Source organism: Antarcticimicrobium luteum (assembly GCF_004358185.1).
Taxonomy (GTDB): Bacteria; Pseudomonadota; Alphaproteobacteria; order Rhodobacterales; family Rhodobacteraceae; genus Antarcticimicrobium; species Antarcticimicrobium luteum.
In genome coordinates this window covers 14,968-33,906 of sequence record NZ_SMUV01000070.1, presented here as the reverse complement: position 1 = coordinate 33,906, position 18,939 = coordinate 14,968, and the positions used below count along the sequence as shown (strand labels likewise).

At 65.3% G+C, this 18,939-nt stretch carries 21 protein-coding genes; 15 read left to right on the top strand and 6 right to left on the bottom strand.

Features of this window, described 5'->3' with window-relative positions:
- The first annotated feature begins 28 nt into the window (after positions 1-28).
- From E1832_RS14985 to E1832_RS14975, 3 genes are read left to right on the top strand one after another with little or no spacing between them, the layout of a single operon-like run.
- On the top strand, positions 29-1,276 hold the full coding sequence (locus tag E1832_RS14985; protein WP_133360579.1) for a class I SAM-dependent RNA methyltransferase: 1,248 nt from the start codon (positions 29-31) through the stop codon (positions 1,274-1,276).
- A 15-nt stretch (positions 1,277-1,291) separates the two neighbouring features.
- Complete coding sequence (locus E1832_RS14980) at positions 1,292-2,065, top strand: ion transporter (RefSeq protein WP_133360578.1); 774 nt, start codon at positions 1,292-1,294, stop codon at positions 2,063-2,065.
- 60 nt (positions 2,066-2,125) lie between these two features.
- The gene (locus tag E1832_RS14975; RefSeq protein ID WP_133360577.1) at positions 2,126-2,623 is read left to right on the top strand and encodes a L,D-transpeptidase family protein; all 498 of its coding nucleotides are present in this window, start codon (positions 2,126-2,128) and stop codon (positions 2,621-2,623) included.
- A gap of 49 nt (positions 2,624-2,672) precedes the next feature.
- Here the strand turns inward: E1832_RS14975 and dalA are convergent, their stop codons facing one another.
- Entirely contained in the window at positions 2,673-3,191 is a 519-nt protein-coding gene (dalA, locus tag E1832_RS14970; protein WP_133360720.1) for a divisome-associated lipoprotein DalA, read from the bottom strand.
- Between the two features lie 169 nt (positions 3,192-3,360).
- Between dalA and E1832_RS14965 the strand changes: the two genes are divergently transcribed.
- Both E1832_RS14965 and E1832_RS14960 read left to right on the top strand, forming a co-directional pair.
- Positions 3,361-3,966, top strand: a complete 606-nt coding sequence (locus tag E1832_RS14965; RefSeq protein ID WP_133360576.1) for a L,D-transpeptidase — start codon at positions 3,361-3,363, stop codon at positions 3,964-3,966.
- A gap of 140 nt (positions 3,967-4,106) precedes the next feature.
- Positions 4,107-4,289: a hypothetical protein gene (locus tag E1832_RS14960; RefSeq protein WP_133360575.1), complete on the top strand. Its 183-nt coding sequence runs from the start codon at positions 4,107-4,109 to the stop codon at positions 4,287-4,289.
- 95 nt (positions 4,290-4,384) lie between these two features.
- On the opposite strand, the gene hemH is transcribed toward E1832_RS14960, so the two are convergent.
- Together hemH and E1832_RS14950 are read right to left on the bottom strand one after the other, a co-directional pair.
- On the bottom strand, positions 4,385-5,434 hold the full coding sequence (hemH, locus tag E1832_RS14955; protein WP_133360574.1) for a ferrochelatase: 1,050 nt from the start codon (positions 5,432-5,434) through the stop codon (positions 4,385-4,387).
- Positions 5,435-5,489: 55 nt separating this feature from the next.
- Positions 5,490-6,308 (bottom strand): methyltransferase domain-containing protein, encoded by an 819-nt coding sequence (locus E1832_RS14950; RefSeq protein WP_133360573.1) that lies wholly within the window; start codon positions 6,306-6,308, stop codon positions 5,490-5,492.
- Between E1832_RS14950 and E1832_RS14945 the strand changes: the two genes are divergently transcribed.
- From E1832_RS14945 to E1832_RS14930, 4 genes are read left to right on the top strand one after another with little or no spacing between them, the layout of a single operon-like run.
- Positions 6,302-7,054 carry a double zinc ribbon domain-containing protein gene (locus tag E1832_RS14945; protein ID WP_245514004.1) on the top strand — a complete coding sequence of 251 codons (753 nt, stop codon included), beginning with the start codon at positions 6,302-6,304 and terminating at the stop codon, positions 7,052-7,054. The two genes, E1832_RS14950 and E1832_RS14945, sit on opposite strands and share 7 nt — an antisense overlap.
- 35 nt (positions 7,055-7,089) lie before the next feature.
- A complete protein-coding gene (gene grxC, locus E1832_RS14940; protein ID WP_133360572.1) occupies positions 7,090-7,350 on the top strand; it encodes a glutaredoxin 3 in 261 nt (86 codons plus the stop codon).
- Positions 7,347-8,177 carry a carbon-nitrogen hydrolase family protein gene (locus E1832_RS14935; protein ID WP_133360571.1) on the top strand — a complete coding sequence of 277 codons (831 nt, stop codon included), beginning with the start codon at positions 7,347-7,349 and terminating at the stop codon, positions 8,175-8,177. The genes grxC and E1832_RS14935 overlap by 4 nt, the downstream gene beginning before the upstream one ends.
- A 12-nt stretch (positions 8,178-8,189) precedes the next feature.
- Entirely contained in the window at positions 8,190-8,636 is a 447-nt protein-coding gene (locus E1832_RS14930) for a MarR family winged helix-turn-helix transcriptional regulator (RefSeq protein ID WP_133360570.1), read from the top strand.
- Between the two features lie 172 nt (positions 8,637-8,808).
- Here the strand turns inward: E1832_RS14930 and ubiG are convergent, their stop codons facing one another.
- A complete protein-coding gene (gene ubiG / locus E1832_RS14925) occupies positions 8,809-9,555 on the bottom strand; it encodes a bifunctional 2-polyprenyl-6-hydroxyphenol methylase/3-demethylubiquinol 3-O-methyltransferase UbiG (RefSeq protein WP_133360569.1) in 747 nt (248 codons plus the stop codon).
- 48 nt (positions 9,556-9,603) lie between these two features.
- Here ubiG and pip point away from each other — a divergent pair, with 48 nt between their 5' ends.
- The 6 genes from pip (at position 9,604) to infB (ending at position 16,920) form a co-directional block, all read left to right on the top strand.
- Positions 9,604-10,581: a prolyl aminopeptidase gene (gene pip, locus E1832_RS14920; RefSeq protein WP_133360568.1), complete on the top strand. Its 978-nt coding sequence runs from the start codon at positions 9,604-9,606 to the stop codon at positions 10,579-10,581.
- Entirely contained in the window at positions 10,578-11,414 is an 837-nt protein-coding gene (locus E1832_RS14915) for an ABC transporter substrate-binding protein (protein WP_133360567.1), read from the top strand. The genes pip and E1832_RS14915 overlap by 4 nt, the downstream gene beginning before the upstream one ends.
- A gap of 151 nt (positions 11,415-11,565) precedes the next feature.
- The gene (gene rimP, locus E1832_RS14910) at positions 11,566-12,156 is read left to right on the top strand and encodes a ribosome maturation factor RimP (RefSeq protein ID WP_133360566.1); all 591 of its coding nucleotides are present in this window, start codon (positions 11,566-11,568) and stop codon (positions 12,154-12,156) included.
- Positions 12,156-13,787, top strand: a complete 1,632-nt coding sequence (gene nusA, locus E1832_RS14905; RefSeq protein WP_133360565.1) for a transcription termination factor NusA — start codon at positions 12,156-12,158, stop codon at positions 13,785-13,787. Before rimP ends, nusA begins: the two co-directional genes overlap by 1 nt.
- 23 nt (positions 13,788-13,810) lie before the next feature.
- Entirely contained in the window at positions 13,811-14,443 is a 633-nt protein-coding gene (locus tag E1832_RS14900) for an RNA-binding protein (RefSeq protein WP_133360718.1), read from the top strand.
- A complete protein-coding gene (gene infB / locus E1832_RS14895; RefSeq protein WP_133360564.1) occupies positions 14,440-16,920 on the top strand; it encodes a translation initiation factor IF-2 in 2,481 nt (826 codons plus the stop codon). Before E1832_RS14900 ends, infB begins: the two co-directional genes overlap by 4 nt.
- Positions 16,921-17,315: 395 nt before the next feature.
- Here infB and mutT read toward each other — a convergent pair whose 3' ends face one another.
- Entirely contained in the window at positions 17,316-17,714 is a 399-nt protein-coding gene (mutT, locus tag E1832_RS14890; protein ID WP_133360563.1) for an 8-oxo-dGTP diphosphatase MutT, read from the bottom strand.
- Positions 17,711-18,937, bottom strand: coding sequence for a bifunctional glutamate N-acetyltransferase/amino-acid acetyltransferase ArgJ (gene argJ / locus E1832_RS14885; protein ID WP_133360562.1), 1,227 nt, complete (start codon positions 18,935-18,937; stop codon positions 17,711-17,713). Before argJ ends, mutT begins: the two co-directional genes overlap by 4 nt.
- Positions 18,938-18,939: the final 2 nt, after the last annotated feature.

Sequence of the window (18,939 nt, the reverse complement as noted above, 5' to 3'; positions counted from 1 at the left end):
GGGCGGTCCGGCCCGCTATCACGCAACGATGGCAGAACAGTTCATCATAAACAGGCTGGGGCATCAGGGCGACGGTGTGGCGACCGGCCCGGTCTTTGCCCCGCGCACGCTGCCGGGCGAGGTTGTCAGCGGCGTTCGGGACGGCGACCGGCTGACCGAAATCCGGATCGAGACCCCATCGGAAAACCGAGTGAAGCCGCCCTGCCGGCACTATCAGGGTTGCGGCGGGTGCGCGCTGCAACATGCCAGCGACGGTTTCGTTGCGGCCTGGAAGGTCGATGTGATGCGCAGGGCGCTCTCGGTCCAGGGGATCGAGGCCGATTTCCGCCCGATCCTGACCTCGCCCGCGCGATCGCGGCGACGGGCCAGTTTTGCCGCGCGGCGCACCAAGAAGGGCGCGCTGGTGGGGTTTCACGGCCGTGCCTCGGATACCATTGTCGAAATTCCCGACTGTTGGTTGCTGGCGCCGGAGCTTCTGGCGGCCCTGCCGGTGGCCGAGGCGCTGACCGTGACCGGCGGCAGCCGCAAGGGGGTGCTGGCCGTCACCGTCACCCTGTCGGAGGCCGGACTCGATATTTCGGTGAGCGGGGGCAAACCGCTGGACGGGCCGCTGCAACTGGCGCTGGCGCAACTGACCGAGCGGGAGGGGCTGGCCCGGCTGGCCTGGGACGGCGAGGTGATCGCCCTGCGGGCGGGGCCGGTGCAGCGGTTTGGCGCCGCCGCCGTGGTGCCGCCACCCGGCGCCTTTCTGCAAGCCACGCGCGAGGGGGAGGCGGCGCTCTTGTCCGCGGTGCGCGAGATTGTGGGCGGCGCGCGGCGAGTCGTCGATCTATTCGCCGGCTGCGGCACCTTTTCCCTGCCGCTGGCCGAGCGGGCCGAGGTGCGCGCGGTCGAGGGCGACCGGGCGATGACCGCGGCGCTGGATGCCGGCTGGCGCAAGGCGCAGGGGCTCAAGGCGGTGACCACCGAGACGCGGGATCTGTTCCGCCGGCCGCTGTTGCCCGATGAGCTGGTGCCGTTCACCGCGCCGTTCGATGCCGCCGTTCTGGATCCGCCGCGCGCCGGCGCCGAGGCGCAGGTCGAGCAGCTTGCCTTGGCGCGGCTGCCGGTGATCGCCTATGTTTCCTGCAACCCGGTGACCTTCGCGCGCGACGCGGCGCGGCTGATCGCGGCCGGCTATCGCCTGAATTGGGTGCAGGTGGTGGACCAGTTTCGCTGGTCGGCGCATGTGGAGCTTGCGGCGGCGTTCACGCTGTCGGATACGAAGGGCGACTAGGCAGGAGACAGGCGGATGTTTTTCAGGACCCGACTCGAGCGCTTTCTCGAACACCCGCGGTTCGGGCAGTTCATCACCGGGGTGATCGTGGTCAACGCGGTGCTTCTGGGGATGGAAACCTCGAACAACCTGATGTTGCGCGCCGGGCCGATGATCGAGGGCCTCGACAAGCTGTGCCTGGCGATCTTCGTCATCGAGATCGCGATGAAGATGGTGGCGCAGAACTGGCGGTTCTTCACCTTTGGCTGGAACCTGTTCGATTTCTTCATCGTCGGCATCTCGCTGGTGCCCGGCGCGCAGGGGTTGTCGGTGCTGCGGGCGCTCAGGATCCTGCGGGTGCTGCGGGTGATTTCGGTCGCACCGCGGCTGCGGCGGGTGGTCGAGGGGTTCATCACCGCGTTGCCGGGCATGGGCAGCGTGTTCTTCCTGATGGCGATCATCTTTTACATCGGCTCGGTGATCGCCACCAAACTGTTCGGCGCCGATTTCCCCGAATGGTTCGGAACGCTGGGGCTCAGCGCCTATTCGCTGTTCCAGATCATGACGCTGGAAAGCTGGTCGATGGGCATCGTGCGCCCGGTGATGGTGGTGCATCCGCACGCCTGGGCGTTCTTTGTGCCCTTTATCATGGTGACGACATTCGCGGTGGTGAACCTTTTGGTCGGCCTGATCGTGAATTCGATGCAGGATGCCCACCAGCAGGAAGCCGGCGACCGGACCGATGCCTACCGCGACGAGGTTCTGACCCGGCTGGAAGCCATCGAGAGGCGGCTGGACGATAAAAAGTGACTTTTAAATACGACCCGCCAGGAGTATTTTCAGGCGGGAGGCTTAGGCAGAGAGCGCGAGATGAAAAGACGCACATTTACACTCGGGGCCGCGGCGTCGCTGGCGCTGGCCGGTTGTTCGAGCGGCAAGTTCCGGAGCTATCGCGGACCGGAGGTCACCTCGGTCGTGGTGAACAAGGGCGCGCGCAGCCTCTACCTGCTGCACCACAGCGAAATCCTTGAAGGGTACAGGGTGGATCTGGGTTTTGCCCCGCAGGGCCACAAGAGTGCCGAAGGCGACGGCAGGACGCCCGAGGGCACCTATCTGATCAACCGGCGCAACCCCAACAGCGATTTTCACCTGTCACTGGGCATTTCCTATCCGAATGCGCAGGATGTGGCACGGGCCAGGGCGATGGGCAAAAGCCCGGGTGGAGACATCTTCATTCATGGCCAGCCTTTGGCGTTTCGGCCAAAGAGGCCGGACTGGACTGCCGGCTGCATCGCCGTGAAGGACCGCGAGATCGAGACAATCTATGCCATGGTGCGCAACGGCACCCCGATCACGCTGCGGGCCTGAGCGAGGTCCGAACGGGGGGGCACGGATCGAGCCGGGGCCCGGCCCGGGTTCAGCCGCCCATCACCATGGTCCACCACAGCTTGCCGTTGGGTTCCTGATACCAGGCGAAGCCCATGTCCTTTGCGCCCTTGTCGAGGATCACCGAGCGGGTGCCGGATTCCTCCATCCAGGCGGCGAGGGTTTCAAGCTCGGTCTCGTAGGTTTCCGAGATATTCTCGCCCAGCATGGTGCCCTCGTACCCGGCCCGCTGTACTCGGTCGAGCGGCGAGGATCCGTCGGAGCCGAAGTGCCAGGGCCGGTTCTGCACCGACATGTCGCGGGAATGGGTTGCCGCCGCGGCGGTGAGGCGCGCATTCAGCGTTACCGGGGGGACGCCGGCGGCCTGTCGCAATGCATTGACCGAATCCAGTATGCGGTACTGAACCTTCGAGGTGTCGCCGCCACGGATGCGATACACTTTTGTCGAAAGGCCGCTGGTGCTGGTTCCGGTGCCCTGTGTTTCGTATCCCGTGTCACAGGCTGCGAGAACCAGAAGACTGGCAAGCAATAGCGAGAGAAAGCGCACGATGACCCACCCTGAAATCTGTCCGTTCCCCCGCACTTAGCGCGCATCGGCCGCGGGCGCAAACGGGCAGGGGCCCTCAATCGGCGGTTCCGGACGGTTTGATTTGCGACTGAGGCATTCACGCCATATTATGAGGATCGATCGAGGAAGAAGAGCAAGGGTAGGTTGTGTCATGTCGAAATCTTCATTCCTGACGCCAACGCGTCGCGGGTTCCTGGCCGGGAGCGCCGCGCTGATCGGAGCGCCGGCGCTGGCGACCGAGACCGAACAAGACGCCGATCCGCTGCGCCCGCCGCCGGCGGCGGAACCGCCGGTACGCCACAATATTTCGAGCTTCCGCTCACTGAGCTGGCAGCCGTATTTCAGCAACCTGCGGAACGGCGCGATTCTGGTCGATACAAGGTCGCGGGCGCTGCATTTCTGGTCCGAGGATCATTCGACCTACAAGCTGTACCCGTCCAGCGTGCCGCTGACCGACGAGCTGACGCGGCGCGGACGCACCAGCGTGATCCGCAAGGTTGTCGGGCCGAGCTGGTCGCCGACCCCGTCGATGAAGAAACGGAATCCGGAATGGCCGGACTATATCCCGCCGGGTCCGGACAATCCGCTGGGAACCCATGCATTGTACCTGAGCTGGAAATATTATCGCATCCATGGGACCCACGACACGCGCAAAATCGGCCGCAGGTCGTCGAACGGCTGCATCGGGCTTTATAATGAACATATCGCCCAGCTGTTCTCGCTGACCAAAGTGGGTACGCAAGTGTTGCTAATTTGACGACATAATGGTGCTGCAAGTGCGAGAAGCGGAAACAAGCGTTTGCAATCGTACCCTTAAGCTGCTTAAAAAAAGTCCACGAGGTAAGTCTTGGGTGCGCAGACTCGGATTATGGGTTTGTGCGAAATCTGGAGGTTAATATGAAGAAACTCGTTCTCGCCGCTGTCCTGGCTGGTGCCGCTTCGACCGCAACCGCTGGCTCGCTGGCCGAGCCGGTTGTTGAAGCACCGGTTATCGTTGAAGAAGCCAACAGCTCCTCGAGCGGCATCCTGCTGCCCCTGCTGCTGCTGGTTCTGGTTGGTGCCGCAGTCGCCGGCAGCTAATCGCTTCAAACCGATTACGGAAAAGGCGGTGGGTTTTCCCACCGCCTTTTTTTTGCGCCACTGTCTGATCGGGGTCGCGTCCACCGGCGCCGGGGTCAGGTGATCCAGCCGGCCAGATTCTCACCGATGACCGCGCACAGCGCGTCGACATGCGCGTCATCGTCATTGAGGCAGGGAATATAGGTGAAATCCTCGCCGCCCGCCTCCTCGAAGCTGTCCTTGATCTCTTCGTTGATCTCTTCCAGCGTTTCGATGCAATCGGCGGAAAAGGCCGGGGCGATCACCGCGATTTTGGTCTTGCCCTGCCGCGCCAGCTCGGCCACGTGATCGACGGTATAGGGCTTCAGCCATTCCTCGGGGCCGAATTTCGACTGGAAGGTGGTGACAAGATCGCTGTCGGTCCAGCCCAGCCGCTCCTTCAGCAGGCGCGTCGTCTTCTGGCACTGACAGTGATAGGGATCGCCCTGCATCAGGTAGCGTTCCGGCATCCCGTGATAGGAACAGACCAGAATATCGGGTTTTCTGTCCGCCGCCGCATAGGCGCGTTCGACCGATTGCGCCAGCGCCTCGATATAGGCGGGGTGGTCGAAATAGGCGGGCACCGTGCGCGATGCGGGCTGCCAGGCCTCGTCCATCAGAGCGCGAAAGAACTGGTCGTTGGCGGTGGCCGATGTCGCCCCGGCATACTGCGGGTATAGCGGAAAGAACAGGATGCGCTGGCAACCGGCGGCGACCATCTCGCGCACCTTGCTCTTGGTCGAGGGGTTGCCGTAGCGCATGCAGAAATCGACCATGACCCGGTCACCGTGGCGGTCGGTGAGCGCGGCGGCGACTTTTTCCGTCTGCGCTCTGGTGATCGTCATCAGGGGGCTTTCGTTCCGCTCGTCGTTCCAGATCGACTTATAGGCCGCGCCGCTGGAAAACGGCCGTTTCGACAGGATGATCAATTGCAGCAGCGGCTGCCATTTCCACGCCGGATAGTCGATCACGCGCTGGTCCGAGAGAAATTCGTTCAGATACCGGCGCATCGGCCAGTAGGAGTAATGGTCCGGCGTGCCGAGGTTGGCCAGAAGCACGCCGGTCTTCGGCGCCGGAATCTTCGGATGATCAGTGGGGGCGTGCGCGGGGCGGGCGGCGTCGGTCATGGGGCGATCCTGTTTTCTGGGGTCAACGGCTCAGATAAAGGGATTTGGCGACCCGTCAATCAGACAGCGGGTTTTCCGTCGTATTCAGCGCATCGGCCAGCCGCGCCTGCGCCGATCCGGGGCGCAGCGGTTTGGGCTGGCTGTCGGACGGTGCCCAGCCGGTCAGCCCGACCAGTTCGAAACTGGCGCGCAGCCGCCCCTCTGGCGTGGCGAAATGTTCGGCATAAAGCGCGTCGGCGCGGGCAAAGACGCCGCGGCGGGTGGGGCGGCGGAGCCGGTTGGCGAGAATGTTGGCCTCTCCCATGGCGCGCAGATCGTGCATCAGGTGGGTCAGATCGCGATATTCCGCCGTCAGTGTCAGGCTGTCGGCCACCGGCAGCGCCAGGCCCGCGCGTTGCAGCAGCGCGCCCAGATCGCGGATCTCGGCCATCGGCGCGACCCGGGGCGACAGGCCGCCGGTCACTTCGGTTTCTGCCTGGCCCAGCACCGCGCGCAGCTCGTTCAGGGTTTCGCCGCCCAGCAGGAAGGCGAGCAGGAAGCCGTCCTCTTTCAGCGCCCGGCGGCACTGGATCAGCTGGCCCACCGGATCGTTGGCGCTGTGCAGGCACATGGCATGGATCACCAGATCATGCGCACCGGGCTCCAGCGCCAGCGTGTCCTCGTCCGCGACGATCTTCGCCTCGGGGAGGGCCGCGCGCCACAGATCGGGCGCCGGGGTGACGATGGCGGGCGCCGTAAAGGTTCTTTTAACCATGGACAGGCGATCCTGAGCCTCGTCCAGCGCGGCGCGGTGCAGGAACAGGCTGTCGTCGCGCATCCGGGCGCGGCGGACGGACAGGGCGTGCCTGTCGAACAGGGGGGGCGCAGATGTCATGGACACTCATTAAGCCGATGCGCGCCGGGTTTCAAACCGCCGTTGCGCTGATCTACCCGCCCCGTTGCCTGGGGTGCGGCGCCCAGGTGGAGAGCGATTTCGGCCTTTGCGGCGCCTGCTGGCGCGATACCCCCTTTATCGGCGGCACGGTCTGCGACAGCTGCGGCATTCCGCTTGAGGGCGCGCGGGACGGGCATCGGGTCGAATGCGACGACTGCATGCAGACGCCGCGGCCCTGGCGGCAGGGGCGCGCCGCGCTGCTTTATGCCGACCGGGCGCGGCAACTGGTGCTGGCGCTGAAACATGGCGACAGGCCCGATATCGCACGGCCCGCCGGTGTCTGGCTGGCCCGCGCCGCGCGCCCGATGCTGGAGCGTGAGACCTTGATCGCCCCGGTTCCGCTGCATTGGACCCGGCTGCTGCGGCGGCGCTACAATCAGGCGGCGCTGCTGGCGCGGGCGCTGGCGGCGCAGACCGGGGCGGCGCTGTGCCCCGATCTGCTGATCCGACATCGCCGCACACCGATGCTGGACCATGCCAGCGCCGGGGACCGCCTGACGATCCTGGCCGGGGCGGTTTCCGCCCATCCGCGCCGCCGCCGCCGGATGGCGGGGCGGCCGGTGCTGCTGGTCGATGATGTGATGACCTCGGGGGCAACTCTGGCGGCCTGCGCGGCGGCCTGCCATGCGGGTGGCGCGGCCTCGGTTGACGTCGTGGTACTGGCGCGCGTTGCAAAGGATGACTAAATCCAGCACAAGGCGTTATATCCAGGGGATCAGATATGAAATCGGTCGAGATCTATACCTCGCCGCTTTGCGGCTATTGTCACGCAGCCAAACGGCTGCTGAAACAGAAGGGCGTTGCCTTCTCCGAGATTGATGTCTGGGCCGAGCCCGGCCGCAAGCCGGAGATGATCCAGCGCGCGAACGGGAGCCGCACGGTGCCGCAGATCTTTATCGGCGAGACCCATGTGGGTGGCTGCGACGAGCTTTATGCGCTGGAAAGCGGTGGCAAGCTCGACGCGCTGCTGGCGGCGTCATGAAGACCGCGCTGGTCCAGATTTGCTCGGGCGACGATCCGGGCGACAATCTGCGCCAGGTGCAATGGATGCTGGCCGAAGCCGCGGCGGAGGGGGTGGAATTCGCCCTGACGCCCGAGGTGACCAACTGCGTTTCCGCCAGCCGGTCCCGGCAGGAGGAGGTTCTGTGCCTCGAAGCGGACGACCCGACCCTTGCCGCGCTGCGCCTGCAGGCCGAGGAACTGGGGATCTGGCTGCTGATCGGCTCTCTGGCGCTGAAAACCGGCGATGCGGACGGGCGGTTCGCCAACCGGTCCTTTCTGATCGGTCCCGATGGCCGTATCGCCGCGCGCTATGACAAGATCCACATGTTCGACGTGCAGGTCACGGCCGAGGAAACCTATCGCGAATCGGACGGGTTCCGGCCGGGCGATCGCGCGGTTCTGGCGGAAACCCCGTTCGGCGCTGTGGGGATGACGGTGTGCTATGACGTTCGGTTCCCGCATTTGCATCAGGCGCTGGCCCGGGCCGGGGCGAAAATCCTGACGGTTCCGGCGGCCTTTTCGCCGGTGACCGGCGCCGCCCACTGGGAGACGCTGCTGCGCGCCCGCGCCATCGAGACCGGTTGTTTCGTCCTGGCGCCGGCGCAGACCGGCACCCATCCGACCACCCGGGGCAAAGAGCGACGCACATACGGGCACAGCCTGGCGATCTCGCCCTGGGGCGAGATTCTGGTCGATGCCGGCACCGCGCCGGGCATCCACGTCTTTGACATGGACCCGGCGCTGGTAGAGGATGCGCGGGCCAAGATACCCTCGCTGACGCATATCCGGGACTTTGACGGGCCGTGACCGCATAACCGCATGACCGAAGACTCCAACAACTCCCTTGCGGTGGCCCTGTTCAGCGAACTGCTGACTGCCGACCAGCTCCTGCGCAACCGGCTCAGCCGGGTGCTGCCCAAGGGCATGGAGATTTCGCATTTCTCGGTGCTGAACCATCTGGTGTTCATCCATGACGAGCGTAGCCCGGCGCAGCTGGCCGATACCTTTCATGTCACCCGCGGGGCGATGACCAACACGCTGAACAAGCTGGAATGGGCGGGCTATGTGCACATCCGTCCGGACTGGGACGACGCGCGCCGCAAGATGGTGGCCATCAGCCCGGCTGGAAAACAGGCGCGCGATCAGGCGGTGGCGGCGATCACCCCGATGATCAACCAGGTGGTGGGCGAACTGGGCGCGGACAAGGTGCGCGCGGTGCTGCCGGTGCTGCGCGATCTGCGGCTGCGGCTGGAGCGGGGCGAGTAGGTCAGGGCGAACGCCCCCCACAGAGCAAGCCGAGAAAGCGCCGGATCGCGGGGGTGGTCCGGCTCCTGCGCGTCTCTCGGCGATTGCACGAAAGGCGGCCTTCGGCCTTGTTCCGCGCAGGGGGGCTTTGCTCCGGGGGTATTCGCGGTGAGAGGAAGCGGGGGCGCGGCCCTCAGTCCGGCTTCACGCTTGCGGTGACGTAGTTCACGCTCAGGTCGCGGTCGGAGATGCTCCAGCGCCAGCTCATCGGGTTGAATACGAACCCCTTGCGATCCACCGGCTCCACCCCGGAATTCTTCAGCAGATCGATCAACTCGTCGGGGGTGATGAATTTCGACCACTCATGGGTGCCGCGCGGCAGCCAGCGCATCACCACCTCGGCCCCCAGGATCGCCACGGCGAAGGATTTCGGGTTGCGGTTGATGGTCGAACAGATGTGCAGCCCGCCGGGCTTCATCAGCTGGCGGCAGGCGGTGAGATAGGACAGCGGGTCGGCCACATGCTCGACCACCTCCATGTTCAGAACCACGTCGAACTGTTCGCCGGCCGCGGCCAGCGCCTCGGCGGTGGTGTGGCGATAGTCGATCTCAAGTCCCGATTGCTCTGCATGGATTCGCGCCACCGGCAGGTTGCCCTCGGCGGCGTCCGCCCCGACGATCTCGGCGCCCAGCCGGGCCATCGGTTCGCACAAAAGCCCGCCGCCACAGCCGATATCCAGCACCCTCAGCCCGGCGAACGGCACCTGCGCCGACAGGTCGCGGTCGAACTCGCCGGCGATCTGGCCGGTGATATAGTCGAGGCGGCAGGGATTGAGCATATGCAAGGGCTTGAACTTGCCCGTTGGATCCCACCATTCGGCGGCCATCGCCTCGAACTTGGCGATTTCCGCAGGGTCGACCGTGGATTGAGACGCTTGCATTCTGTTCACCATTCGCTCTTTTATCCTGAGAGGTTATATAGGGCTGTAATGGACAAATCCCCGGATCAAAAGCGCGCTGTGCAATACCTCTACCCGTCGTTCGACCCGTTCGATCAGCGGATGGTCGATGTCGGGCAGGGCCACAGCATCTATGTCGAGCAGTGCGGCAATCCACACGGCATCCCCGTGGTGGTGCTGCATGGCGGCCCCGGCGGCGGCTGCAGCCCGGCGATGCGGCGTTATTTCGACCCGGCGGTCTATCGCGTGATCCTGTTCGATCAGCGCGGCTGCGGACGGTCGCGCCCGCATGCGTCGGTCGAGGACAATACCACCTGGCACCTGGTCGCGGATATTGAGCGGATCCGCCGGCTGTTCGGGATCGACCGCTGGATCGTCTTTGGCGGCAGCTGGGGCGCGACGCTGTCCCTGATCTATGCCCAGACCCACCCCGAGCGGGTGACGCATCTGGTTCTGCGCGGCGTGTTTCTGATGACCAAGGGCGAGCTTGACTGGTTCTACGGCGGCGGCGCCGGGCGGTTCTGGCCCGAGACCTGGGCGCGCTTTGTCGCGCCGATCCCGGCGAACGAGCGCGGCGACCTGATCGCAGCCTACAACAAGCGGCTGTTCTCTGGAGATCTGGCGGAAGAGACGAAATACGCCCGCGCCTGGTCCGCCTGGGAAAACGCGTTGGCCTCGATACTGTCGGACGGCCGTTCGGGCGAAAGCCCCGGCCACTATGCCCGGGCCTTTGCGCGGCTGGAGAATCACTATTTCGTCAATGGCGGTTTCCTTGAGTTCGACGGTCAGATTCTGGCCAATATGGGCCGGATTTCGCACATTCCGGGCAGGATCGTTCAGGGTCGGTACGACATGATCTGCCCGCCCAGCGGGGCGTGGAGGCTGAGTGAGCTCTGGCCGATGGCCGAGCTGAAGATGGTGCGCAACGCGGGCCACGCCCTGTCCGAGCCGGGGATCAGCGCCGAACTGGTTCGGGTGATGGACCGGATCGCGGAGGCGGTGGCATGACCCGTCTGGACCGGCGTGCGCTGTTCACCTCGGGTGCGGCCGCCGCCCTGCTGGCGGCGAGCGGGGTGTCGCTGGATGCCGCGCCGCGCCCCGGCGGGCGGCTGCGGCTGGCGGTGCCGCGCGACGGCAGCCTGGAGCGGCTGGCGCGTGGCGCGGTGTTCGACGGGCTGACGGAGATCGGCCCGGACGGTGTGCTGCGCCCGGAACTGGCCGAAAGCTGGAGCGGCAGCGCCGATGCGCGCCGGTGGCGGTTCGATCTGCGCGAGGGGGTGCGGCTGCATGATGGCGGGGTGCTGGGCATCGAGGATGCCGCCGCCTCGGTGCGCGCCTGGGAGGTGCCCGGCCTGATCCGGGTGGAGGCCGAGCGACCGCGCACATTGCTGCTGGAGCTGGCGTCGGGGGATCCGGATCTGCCATTTCATCTGGCCGCGCCGGGGCGCATCATCGCGCCCGCGGGCCGGATCGACGTACCCCTGCGCGAGGCCGTCGGCACCGGCGCCTATCGCCCCGACAGCGCCCAGGAGGGCCGCCATTTCCGCGCCCGCAAGGTTGAGGACCACTATAAACAGGGCCGGGCAGGCTGGGCCGACAGCATCGAGATCATCGTGATTCCCGATGCCGCCGTGCGCGCCGAGGCACTGCGCGACGGCTATGTCGATGTGGCGGCGCTGCCGGCGCCAGAGGGGCTGCTGGAGCGGGGCGAGTTCCGCTATCACCCCTCGGCCGACGACATGGCGCTGGCGGCCCGGTGCGGGGTGGGGATTCCGCGCACGATCGGCACCCGCGCGGCACTGGACGATGAGCGGATCGCAGAGCGGTGGTGGATCGCCTGAGGGCAATTTCGGGCCCTGCAACGCAGGGGGTTGAAGACTCGGCCGTCACCGCGTATATGCCCTTTCAACAGCGGCGCGTCAGGCTCTGGCCTGGGGCTCCACCGGACTATGTATGACGGGCCGCGGGCCCGTTTTTTTGTGTTTGGACGATATGAGCAACGACCTGATAGCAAAGGCTGCGATTGACCGGCGTCTGGCCGAGATCATCACCCCCGTGATCGAGGATCTGGGGTTTGAGCTGGTGCGCGTGCGCCTGATGTCCGGCAAATCGACCACCCTGCAGGTGATGGCCGACAAGGAAGGCGGCGGCATCGAGGTGGATGACTGCGGCGAGATTTCAAGCGCGATCAGCGCGGTTCTGGATGTCGAGGATCCGATCCTGGACACCTATACGCTCGAGGTTTCCAGTCCCGGTATCGACCGGCCGTTGACCCGGCTGAAGGATTTCGACACCTTCGAGGGCTATGAGGCCAAGCTGGAGACCGCCGAAATGATCGACGGGCGCCGGCGGTTCAAGGGTATTCTGGCCGGGATCGAGGGCGACGAGGTTCTGATCAACATCGACCAGAACGGCGAGACGGTGACGATCGGGCTGACCTTCGACTGGCTGAGCGATGCCAAGCTGGTGCTGACCGACGAATTGATCAAGGAGATGCTGCGTCAGCGCAAGGCGGCCGGCACCCTGGATGAAAACAAGTTTGACGAAATCGAGACCGAAGGGTCCGCCCAGGAGGACATGTGATGGCTATCACTTCCGCAAACCAGCTTGAGCTTTTGCAGACCGCCGAGGCGGTGGCCCGCGAAAAGATGATCGACCCGGGTCTTGTGGTCGAGGCGATGGAAGAGAGCCTCTCGCGCGCCGCCAAGAGCCGTTATGGCGCCGAGATGGACATCCGCGTCCACATCGACCGCAAGACCGGCAAGGCCACCTTTACCCGGGTGCGTACCGTGGTCGCGGATGACGAGCTGGAGAATTACCAGGCGGAATTCACGGTCGAGCAGGCCAAACAGTACATGGCCGATCCCGCGGTGGGCGATGAGTTCGTCGAAGAGGTGCCGCCGGTCGAAATGGGCCGGATCGCCGCGCAGTCGGCCAAGCAGGTGATCCTGCAAAAGGTCCGCGAAGCCGAGCGGGATCGTCAGTACGAGGAATTCAAGGACCGCGCCGGCACCATCATCAATGGCGTCGTCAAGCGCGAGGAATACGGCAACGTTATCGTCGATGTCGGCTCGGGCGAGGCGATCCTGCGCCGCAACGAAAAGATCGGCCGCGAAAGCTATCGTCCGAACGACCGCATCCGCTGCTACATCAAGGATGTGCGCCGCGAACCGCGCGGGCCGCAGATCTTCCTGTCGCGCACGTCGCCGGAATTCATGGCCGAGCTGTTCAAGATGGAAGTGCCGGAGATCTATGACGGTATCATCGAGATCAAGGCGGTGGCCCGGGATCCCGGCAGCCGCGCCAAGATCGCCGTCATCTCCTATGACGGGTCGATCGACCCGGTGGGGGCCTGCGTCGGTATGCGCGGCAGCCGTGTGCAGGCGGTGGTGAACGAGCTTCAGGGTGAAAAGATCGACATCATCCCGTGGTCCGAGGATATGCCGACCTTCCTGGTGAACGCGCTGCAACCGGCCGAGGTGTCGAAAGTGGTGCTGGACGAGGAAGCCGGCAAGATCGAGGTCGTGGTGCCCGAGGAGCAGCTGAGCCTGGCGATCGGCCGGCGCGGCCAGAACGTGCGTCTGGCCAGCCAGCTGACCGGGCTCGACATCGACATCATGACCGAGGAAGAGGAAAGCGCGCGCCGCCAGAAGGAATTCGAGCTGCGCACAGGCCTCTTCATGGACACGCTGGACCTGGACGAATTCTTTGCCCAGCTGCTGGTTTCGGAGGGGTTCACCAACCTCGAAGAGGTGGCCTATGTCGAACAGGATGAGCTGTTGGTGATCGACGGCGTCGACGAGAGCACCGCAGAAGAGCTGCAGGCGCGCGCCCGCGACTATCTCGAGGCACAGGCGAAGGCCGCGCTTGAGAATGCCCGGAGCCTGGGCGTCGAGGACAGCCTGGTTGAATTCGACGGCCTGACACCCCAGATGATCGAGGCGCTGGCCAAGGACGGCGTCAAGACGCTGGAAGATTTCGCCACCTGCGCCGACTGGGAATTGGCCGGCGGCTGGACCACGGTCGACGGTGAACGCGTGAAGGATGACGGTATCCTCGAACCCTTCGACATGTCGCTGGAAGAGGCGCAGAACCTGGTGATGACCGCACGAATCCAGCTTGGCTGGGTTGATCCCGAAGAGTTGGAAGACGAAGAGGACGAGACCGAGATCGAAGGCGACGCAACCGACACCAGCCAGGAGGCCGGGGCCTGATCTCAGGCCCCGTGGGGTCCGACATGAGTCGCGGTGGCGCCTCGAAAGACCGGCAGGACGGTCCCGAACGGAAGTGCATCGCCACGGGCGAGGTGCATCCGCAGGCTGGTCTGATCCGGTTTGTGGCCGGGCCCGACGGCAGCGTCGTGCCGGACATTCTGGGCAAATTGCCGGGTCGCGGCGTCTATGTCGCCGCCGATCGGGCGGCGCTGAAACGGGCGATCGACAAGAACCTGTTTGCGCGGGGCCTGAAGGAAAAGGTGAGCGTTCCGGCCGATCTGGCCGAGACCGTGGAACGGCAACTGGCCCGCCGGGTCATCGACCTGATCAGCCTGGCCCGCAAGTCCGGCGATGCCGTGGCCGGGTACGAGAAGGTCAAGACCTGGCTCGACAAGGACCAGGCAGAGGTCCTGATCCAGGCGATCGACGGGTCTGGCCGTGGTAAATCGAAACTCAGCACGCCGCACTACGGACGCTATATCGGGTGGTTGACGGCGGATGAGCTGGGAATGGCCTTTGGTCGTGAAACTGTGATACATGCGGCGCTGGCCTCTGGTGGACTCGGCAAACGTGTTGTAGAGGAAGCGCAACGCTTGCGCGGAGTGCGCGAAACGGACGGCGGCAACGGCCGCCGGGAAGGAAAAAGAGCTTTATGAGCGATAGTGACGGCAAAAAGACTTTGGGTCTGCGTGGTGGTCCCCGTTCGGGGAACGTGAAACAGAGTTTCAGCCATGGGCGGACAAAGAATGTCGTGGTGGAAACCAAGCGGAAGCGCGTTGTCGTGCCCAAGCCAGGTGGAAGCAAATCGCCCGGCGCCGGCTCTGCCAGGACGGGTGATCCGTCACGTCGTCCCGCCGGGATTTCCGATGCCGAAATGGAGCGCCGCCTGAAGGCTCTGCAGGCCGCCAAGGCGCGTGAGGTCGACGAGGCCCGCCAGCGCGAGGAAGACGAGCGTCAGCGCGCCGAGGATCGTGAACGTCGCCGCGCCGAGGCCGAGGCCAAGGAGCGCGAGCAGCGCGAGGCCGAAGAGCGCGCCCGTCAAAAGGCCGAGGAAGAAGACCGCAAGCGGCGCGAAGCCGAGGAGGCCGCCAAGCAGGCCGCCGCCGCGCCTGCCGAGCCGACGGCGGCGCCGGACGCGGGCCGCAGCAAGGCGGCTCCGCAGCAGACCCCCCACAAGGTCGAGCGCGAGCAACCCGCGCGCGCCCCGCGCAAGGGCCGCGACGATGGCGGCCGCCGGTCGGGCAAGCTGACGCTGAACCAGGCGCTGTCCGGCGGCGAAGGTGGCCGGCAACGGTCGATGGCCGCAATGAAGCGCAAGCAGGAGCGTGCCCGGCAAAAGGCCATGGGCGGCAATGTCGAGCGGGAAAAGGTCGTCCGCGACGTGCAGCTGCCTGAAACCATCGTTGTGAGCGAGCTGGCCAACCGTATGGCCGAACGCGTCGCTGACGTGGTCAAATCGCTTATGAACATGGGCATGATGGTCACGCAGAACCAGACCATCGATGCCGACACCGCCGAGCTGATCATCGAGGAATTCGGCCACAAGGTCGTGCGCGTCTCGGATGCAGACGTCGAGGACGTGATCAAGGAGGTCGAGGAGAACCCCGAGGATCTCATTTCGCGTCCGCCGGTCATCACCATCATGGGCCACGTGGACCACGGCAAGACCTCGCTGCTGGATGCGATCCGCAACACCAGCGTGACCTCTGGCGAGGCGGGCGGTATCACCCAGCATATCGGCGCCTATCAGGTGCAGACCAAGGATGGCGCGACGCTGACCTTCCTCGATACGCCGGGCCACGCGGCCTTTACCTCGATGCGGGCGCGCGGGGCGCAGGTGACGGACATCGTCATCCTGGTGGTCGCCGCAGACGATTCGGTCATGCCGCAGACCATCGAGGCGATCCACCACGCCAAGGCGGCCGGCGTGCCGATGATCGTGGCGATCAACAAGGTCGACAAACCCGCCGCAGATCCCAACAAGGTGCGTACCGAGTTGCTGCAGCATGAGGTGCTCGTCGAGCAAATGTCCGGTGAGGTGCAGGATGTCGAGGTGTCGGCGGTGACCGGCCAGGGCCTGGACGAACTGCTGGAGGCAGTTGCGCTTCAGGCCGAGATTCTCGAACTCAAGGCCAACCCCGACCGCGCCGCGCAAGGCGCCGTGATCGAGGCGCAGCTGGATGTGGGCCGCGGCCCGGTGGCGACGGTTCTGGTCCAGCAGGGCACCCTGCGTCAGGGCGACATCTTTGTCGTCGGCGAACAGTGGGGCAAGGTCCGCGCGATGGAGAACGACAAGGGCGAGCGCGTCAAGGAGGCCGGTCCGTCGGTCCCGGTCGAGGTGCTGGGCCTGAACGGCACGCCGGAGGCGGGCGACGTCCTGAACGTGGTCGCGACCGAGGCGCAGGCGCGTGAGATCGCCGAATACCGTGAGGAAAAGTCGAAAGAGAAGCGCGCGGCCGCCGGCGCGGCGACGACGCTGGAACAACTGATGCAGAAGGCCAAGGACGACAAGAGCGTCGCCGAGCTGCCGGTTCTGGTCAAGGCCGACGTGCAGGGCTCGGCCGAGGCCATCGTCCAGGCGCTGGAAAAGGTCGGCAACGAAGAGGTGCGCGTGCGCGTGCTGCATTCGGGCGTTGGCGCCATCACCGAAACCGACATCGGCCTGGCCGAAGCCTCGGGTGCGCCGGTCATCGGCTTTAACGTGCGGGCCAATGCGCCGGCGCGGAACGCGGCCAACCAGAAGGGCGTGGAGATCCGTTATTATTCGGTGATCTACGATCTCGTGGACGACGTGAAGGCGGCGGCCTCAGGCCTGCTGTCGGCCGAGGTCCGCGAGAAGTTCATCGGGTACGCCGAAATCAAAGAGGTCTTCAAGGTCTCCGGCGTCGGCAAGGTTGCTGGCTGTCTGGTCACCGAAGGGATCGCCCGCCGCTCGGCCGGGGTGCGTTTGCTGCGCGACAACGTGGTGATCCACGAAGGCACGCTGAAGACGCTGAAACGGTTCAAGGACGAGGTTGCCGAGGTGCAATCGGGCCAGGAATGCGGTATGGCGTTCGAGAACTACGAAGATGTCCGCCCCGCCGATGTGATCGAAATTTTCGAGCGCGAGGAAGTGACCCGCACGCTGGAGTGATCCGGATCGGATGACGGGCAATGAAAAAGGGGACGGCGCGCTGCGTCGTCCCCTTATTTCTGGTGCTGGGCCTGCCTGCCTATGCCGCTGTCTGGACGGGTTTGCCTTCATAGATACTGTGGCCAACCCGGACCGCGATCCTGCCATCGGGCAATGACCGGACAAAAACACCCTGTACGGATACGCAACTTCCGACTGTGATGGTCCGGAGCATGTCTGGTCCTCCTCATACACGCCAATGGTTGTATTCTACACCGTTCAGGCGAATTCACCTAGACGCAAAGCGCCTGAAATTTCACCAATACGTCACACGGACGCACAAAATGTGGTGAAAAATCGAGAGGGCGCCTCAAAATATGCAATAATTTGAGGCAGTTTCCGGGTGGTCCTGCGGCCTAGAGCCAGTCGCGCAGGATCGGGATCAGAGGCAGATCGGCCGGCGGCATCGGGTAGTCGCGCAGGTCGCGCGCGCGCACCCATTTCAGTGCCTGCCCCTCGCGCCCATGCGGCTGACCCTGCCATTTACGGCAGGCAAAGAGCGGCATCAGCAGGTGGAAATCGTCGTAGCTGTGGCTGGCAAAGGTCAGCGGCGCCAGGCAGGAGGACCAGGTGTTGATGCCCAGTTCCTCCTCCAGTTCGCGAATCAGCGCCGCCTCAGGCGTCTCTCCCGGCTCAACCTTGCCGCCGGGAAATTCCCAGAGGCCCGCCATGGATTTGCCCTCGGGGCGCTGCGCCAGCAGCACGCGGCCGTCGACGTCGATCAGCGCAACGGCAGAGACCAGAACCGTTTTCACGACCGGTAATCCGCGTTGATCTCGATATAGCCATGGGTCAGATCGCAGGTCCAGACGGTGGCCTGACCCGCGCCCAGCCCCAGATCGACGGCGATCACCAGTTCCTGCCCTTTCATATAGCCGGCGGCATCGGCTTCCTTGTAGTCGGGAGAGACCCAGCCGTTTTCCGCGACAAGAATATCGCCGAAGCGGATGGTCAGGCGGTCGCGGTCGGCGGCTGCGCCGGATTTTCCTACCGCCATGACGACACGGCCCCAGTTGGGATCCTCGCCGGCGATGGCGGTCTTGACCAGCGGCGAGTTGGCGATGGCCAGCCCGTGCACCTTGGCGTCGGTATCGCTGGCGGCGCCGGTCACCCGGATCTCGACGAACTTGGTCGCCCCCTCGCCGTCACGCACCACCTGTTGCGCCAGATCGAGCATCACGCCGTGCAGCGCGGTTTCGAACTCCGCGTTGCCGGTGGCATCGACGCCCGCCGTCCCGGTCGCCGCCAGCATCAGGCTGTCGGAGGTCGAGGTGTCGCTGTCCACGGTGATGCAGTTGAAGGTCTTGTCCGTGAGCCGCCCCAGCAGCGCCTGAAGCGCCGTCTGATCATAGGCCGCATCGGTGAAGATATAGACCAGCATCGTCGCCATGTCCGGCGCGATCATGCCCGATCCCTTGGCGATGCCGGCGATCCGCACCGGCGTGCCGGCGATCTCGACCGTGGCGCTGGCCCCCTTGGGAAAGGTGTCGGTGGTCATGATGGCGCGCGCGGCGTCCTCGATCGCGCTGTCCGTCAGCGCGTCGTTCAGCTCTTCCAGCTTGGCCACGATGCGCTCATGCGGCAGCGGCTCCCCGATCACCCCGGTCGATGCGGTAAAGACCCGCCGCGCCGGAACCCCGGTGGCACCGGCCACGGCGGCGGTGATCTCGGCCACCGACGCCTGGCCGTAATGGCCGGTAAAGGCGTTGGAGTTGCCCGAGTTGACGAGGATCGCGGCCGGCCCGTCGGCCGCGTCGCCCAGCTTTTCCTGGCAGTCCAGCACCGGGGCAGAGCGGGTGGCGGATCTGGTGAACACACCGGCGACGGCGGTCCCGGGCTGCAGCACCGCCAACATCACGTCGGTCCTGCCGCTGTAGCGAACCCCGGCGGCGGCCGAGGCGAACCGGACACCGCCGATCAGCGGCAGGTCGGGAAAGGATGCGGGCGCCAGCGGCGAAACATGGGCGATTTTGGCCATGG

Excerpts from the sequence above, each read along its gene's own strand:
- E1832_RS14985 (WP_133360579.1), top strand. The coding sequence starts at position 29 with ATGGCAGAACAGTTCATCATAAACAGGCTGGGGCATCAGGGCGACGGT.
- E1832_RS14980 (WP_133360578.1), top strand. The coding sequence starts at position 1,292 with ATGTTTTTCAGGACCCGACTCGAGCGCTTTCTCGAACACCCGCGGTTC.
- E1832_RS14975 (WP_133360577.1), top strand. The coding sequence starts at position 2,126 with ATGAAAAGACGCACATTTACACTCGGGGCCGCGGCGTCGCTGGCGCTG.
- E1832_RS14965 (WP_133360576.1), top strand. The coding sequence starts at position 3,361 with ATGTCGAAATCTTCATTCCTGACGCCAACGCGTCGCGGGTTCCTGGCC.
- E1832_RS14960 (WP_133360575.1), top strand. The coding sequence starts at position 4,107 with ATGAAGAAACTCGTTCTCGCCGCTGTCCTGGCTGGTGCCGCTTCGACC.
- hemH (WP_133360574.1), bottom strand. The coding sequence starts at position 5,434 with ATGACCGACGCCGCCCGCCCCGCGCACGCCCCCACTGATCATCCGAAG.
- E1832_RS14945 (WP_245514004.1), top strand. The coding sequence starts at position 6,302 with ATGTCATGGACACTCATTAAGCCGATGCGCGCCGGGTTTCAAACCGCC.
- E1832_RS14950 (WP_133360573.1), bottom strand. The coding sequence starts at position 6,308 with ATGACATCTGCGCCCCCCCTGTTCGACAGGCACGCCCTGTCCGTCCGC.
- grxC (WP_133360572.1), top strand. The coding sequence starts at position 7,090 with ATGAAATCGGTCGAGATCTATACCTCGCCGCTTTGCGGCTATTGTCAC.
- E1832_RS14935 (WP_133360571.1), top strand. The coding sequence starts at position 7,347 with ATGAAGACCGCGCTGGTCCAGATTTGCTCGGGCGACGATCCGGGCGAC.
- E1832_RS14930 (WP_133360570.1), top strand. The coding sequence starts at position 8,190 with ATGACCGAAGACTCCAACAACTCCCTTGCGGTGGCCCTGTTCAGCGAA.
- ubiG (WP_133360569.1), bottom strand. The coding sequence starts at position 9,555 with ATGCAAGCGTCTCAATCCACGGTCGACCCTGCGGAAATCGCCAAGTTC.
- pip (WP_133360568.1), top strand. The coding sequence starts at position 9,604 with ATGGACAAATCCCCGGATCAAAAGCGCGCTGTGCAATACCTCTACCCG.
- E1832_RS14915 (WP_133360567.1), top strand. The coding sequence starts at position 10,578 with ATGACCCGTCTGGACCGGCGTGCGCTGTTCACCTCGGGTGCGGCCGCC.
- rimP (WP_133360566.1), top strand. The coding sequence starts at position 11,566 with ATGAGCAACGACCTGATAGCAAAGGCTGCGATTGACCGGCGTCTGGCC.
- nusA (WP_133360565.1), top strand. The coding sequence starts at position 12,156 with ATGGCTATCACTTCCGCAAACCAGCTTGAGCTTTTGCAGACCGCCGAG.
- E1832_RS14900 (WP_133360718.1), top strand. The coding sequence starts at position 13,811 with ATGAGTCGCGGTGGCGCCTCGAAAGACCGGCAGGACGGTCCCGAACGG.
- infB (WP_133360564.1), top strand. The coding sequence starts at position 14,440 with ATGAGCGATAGTGACGGCAAAAAGACTTTGGGTCTGCGTGGTGGTCCC.
- argJ (WP_133360562.1), bottom strand. The coding sequence starts at position 18,937 with ATGGCCAAAATCGCCCATGTTTCGCCGCTGGCGCCCGCATCCTTTCCC.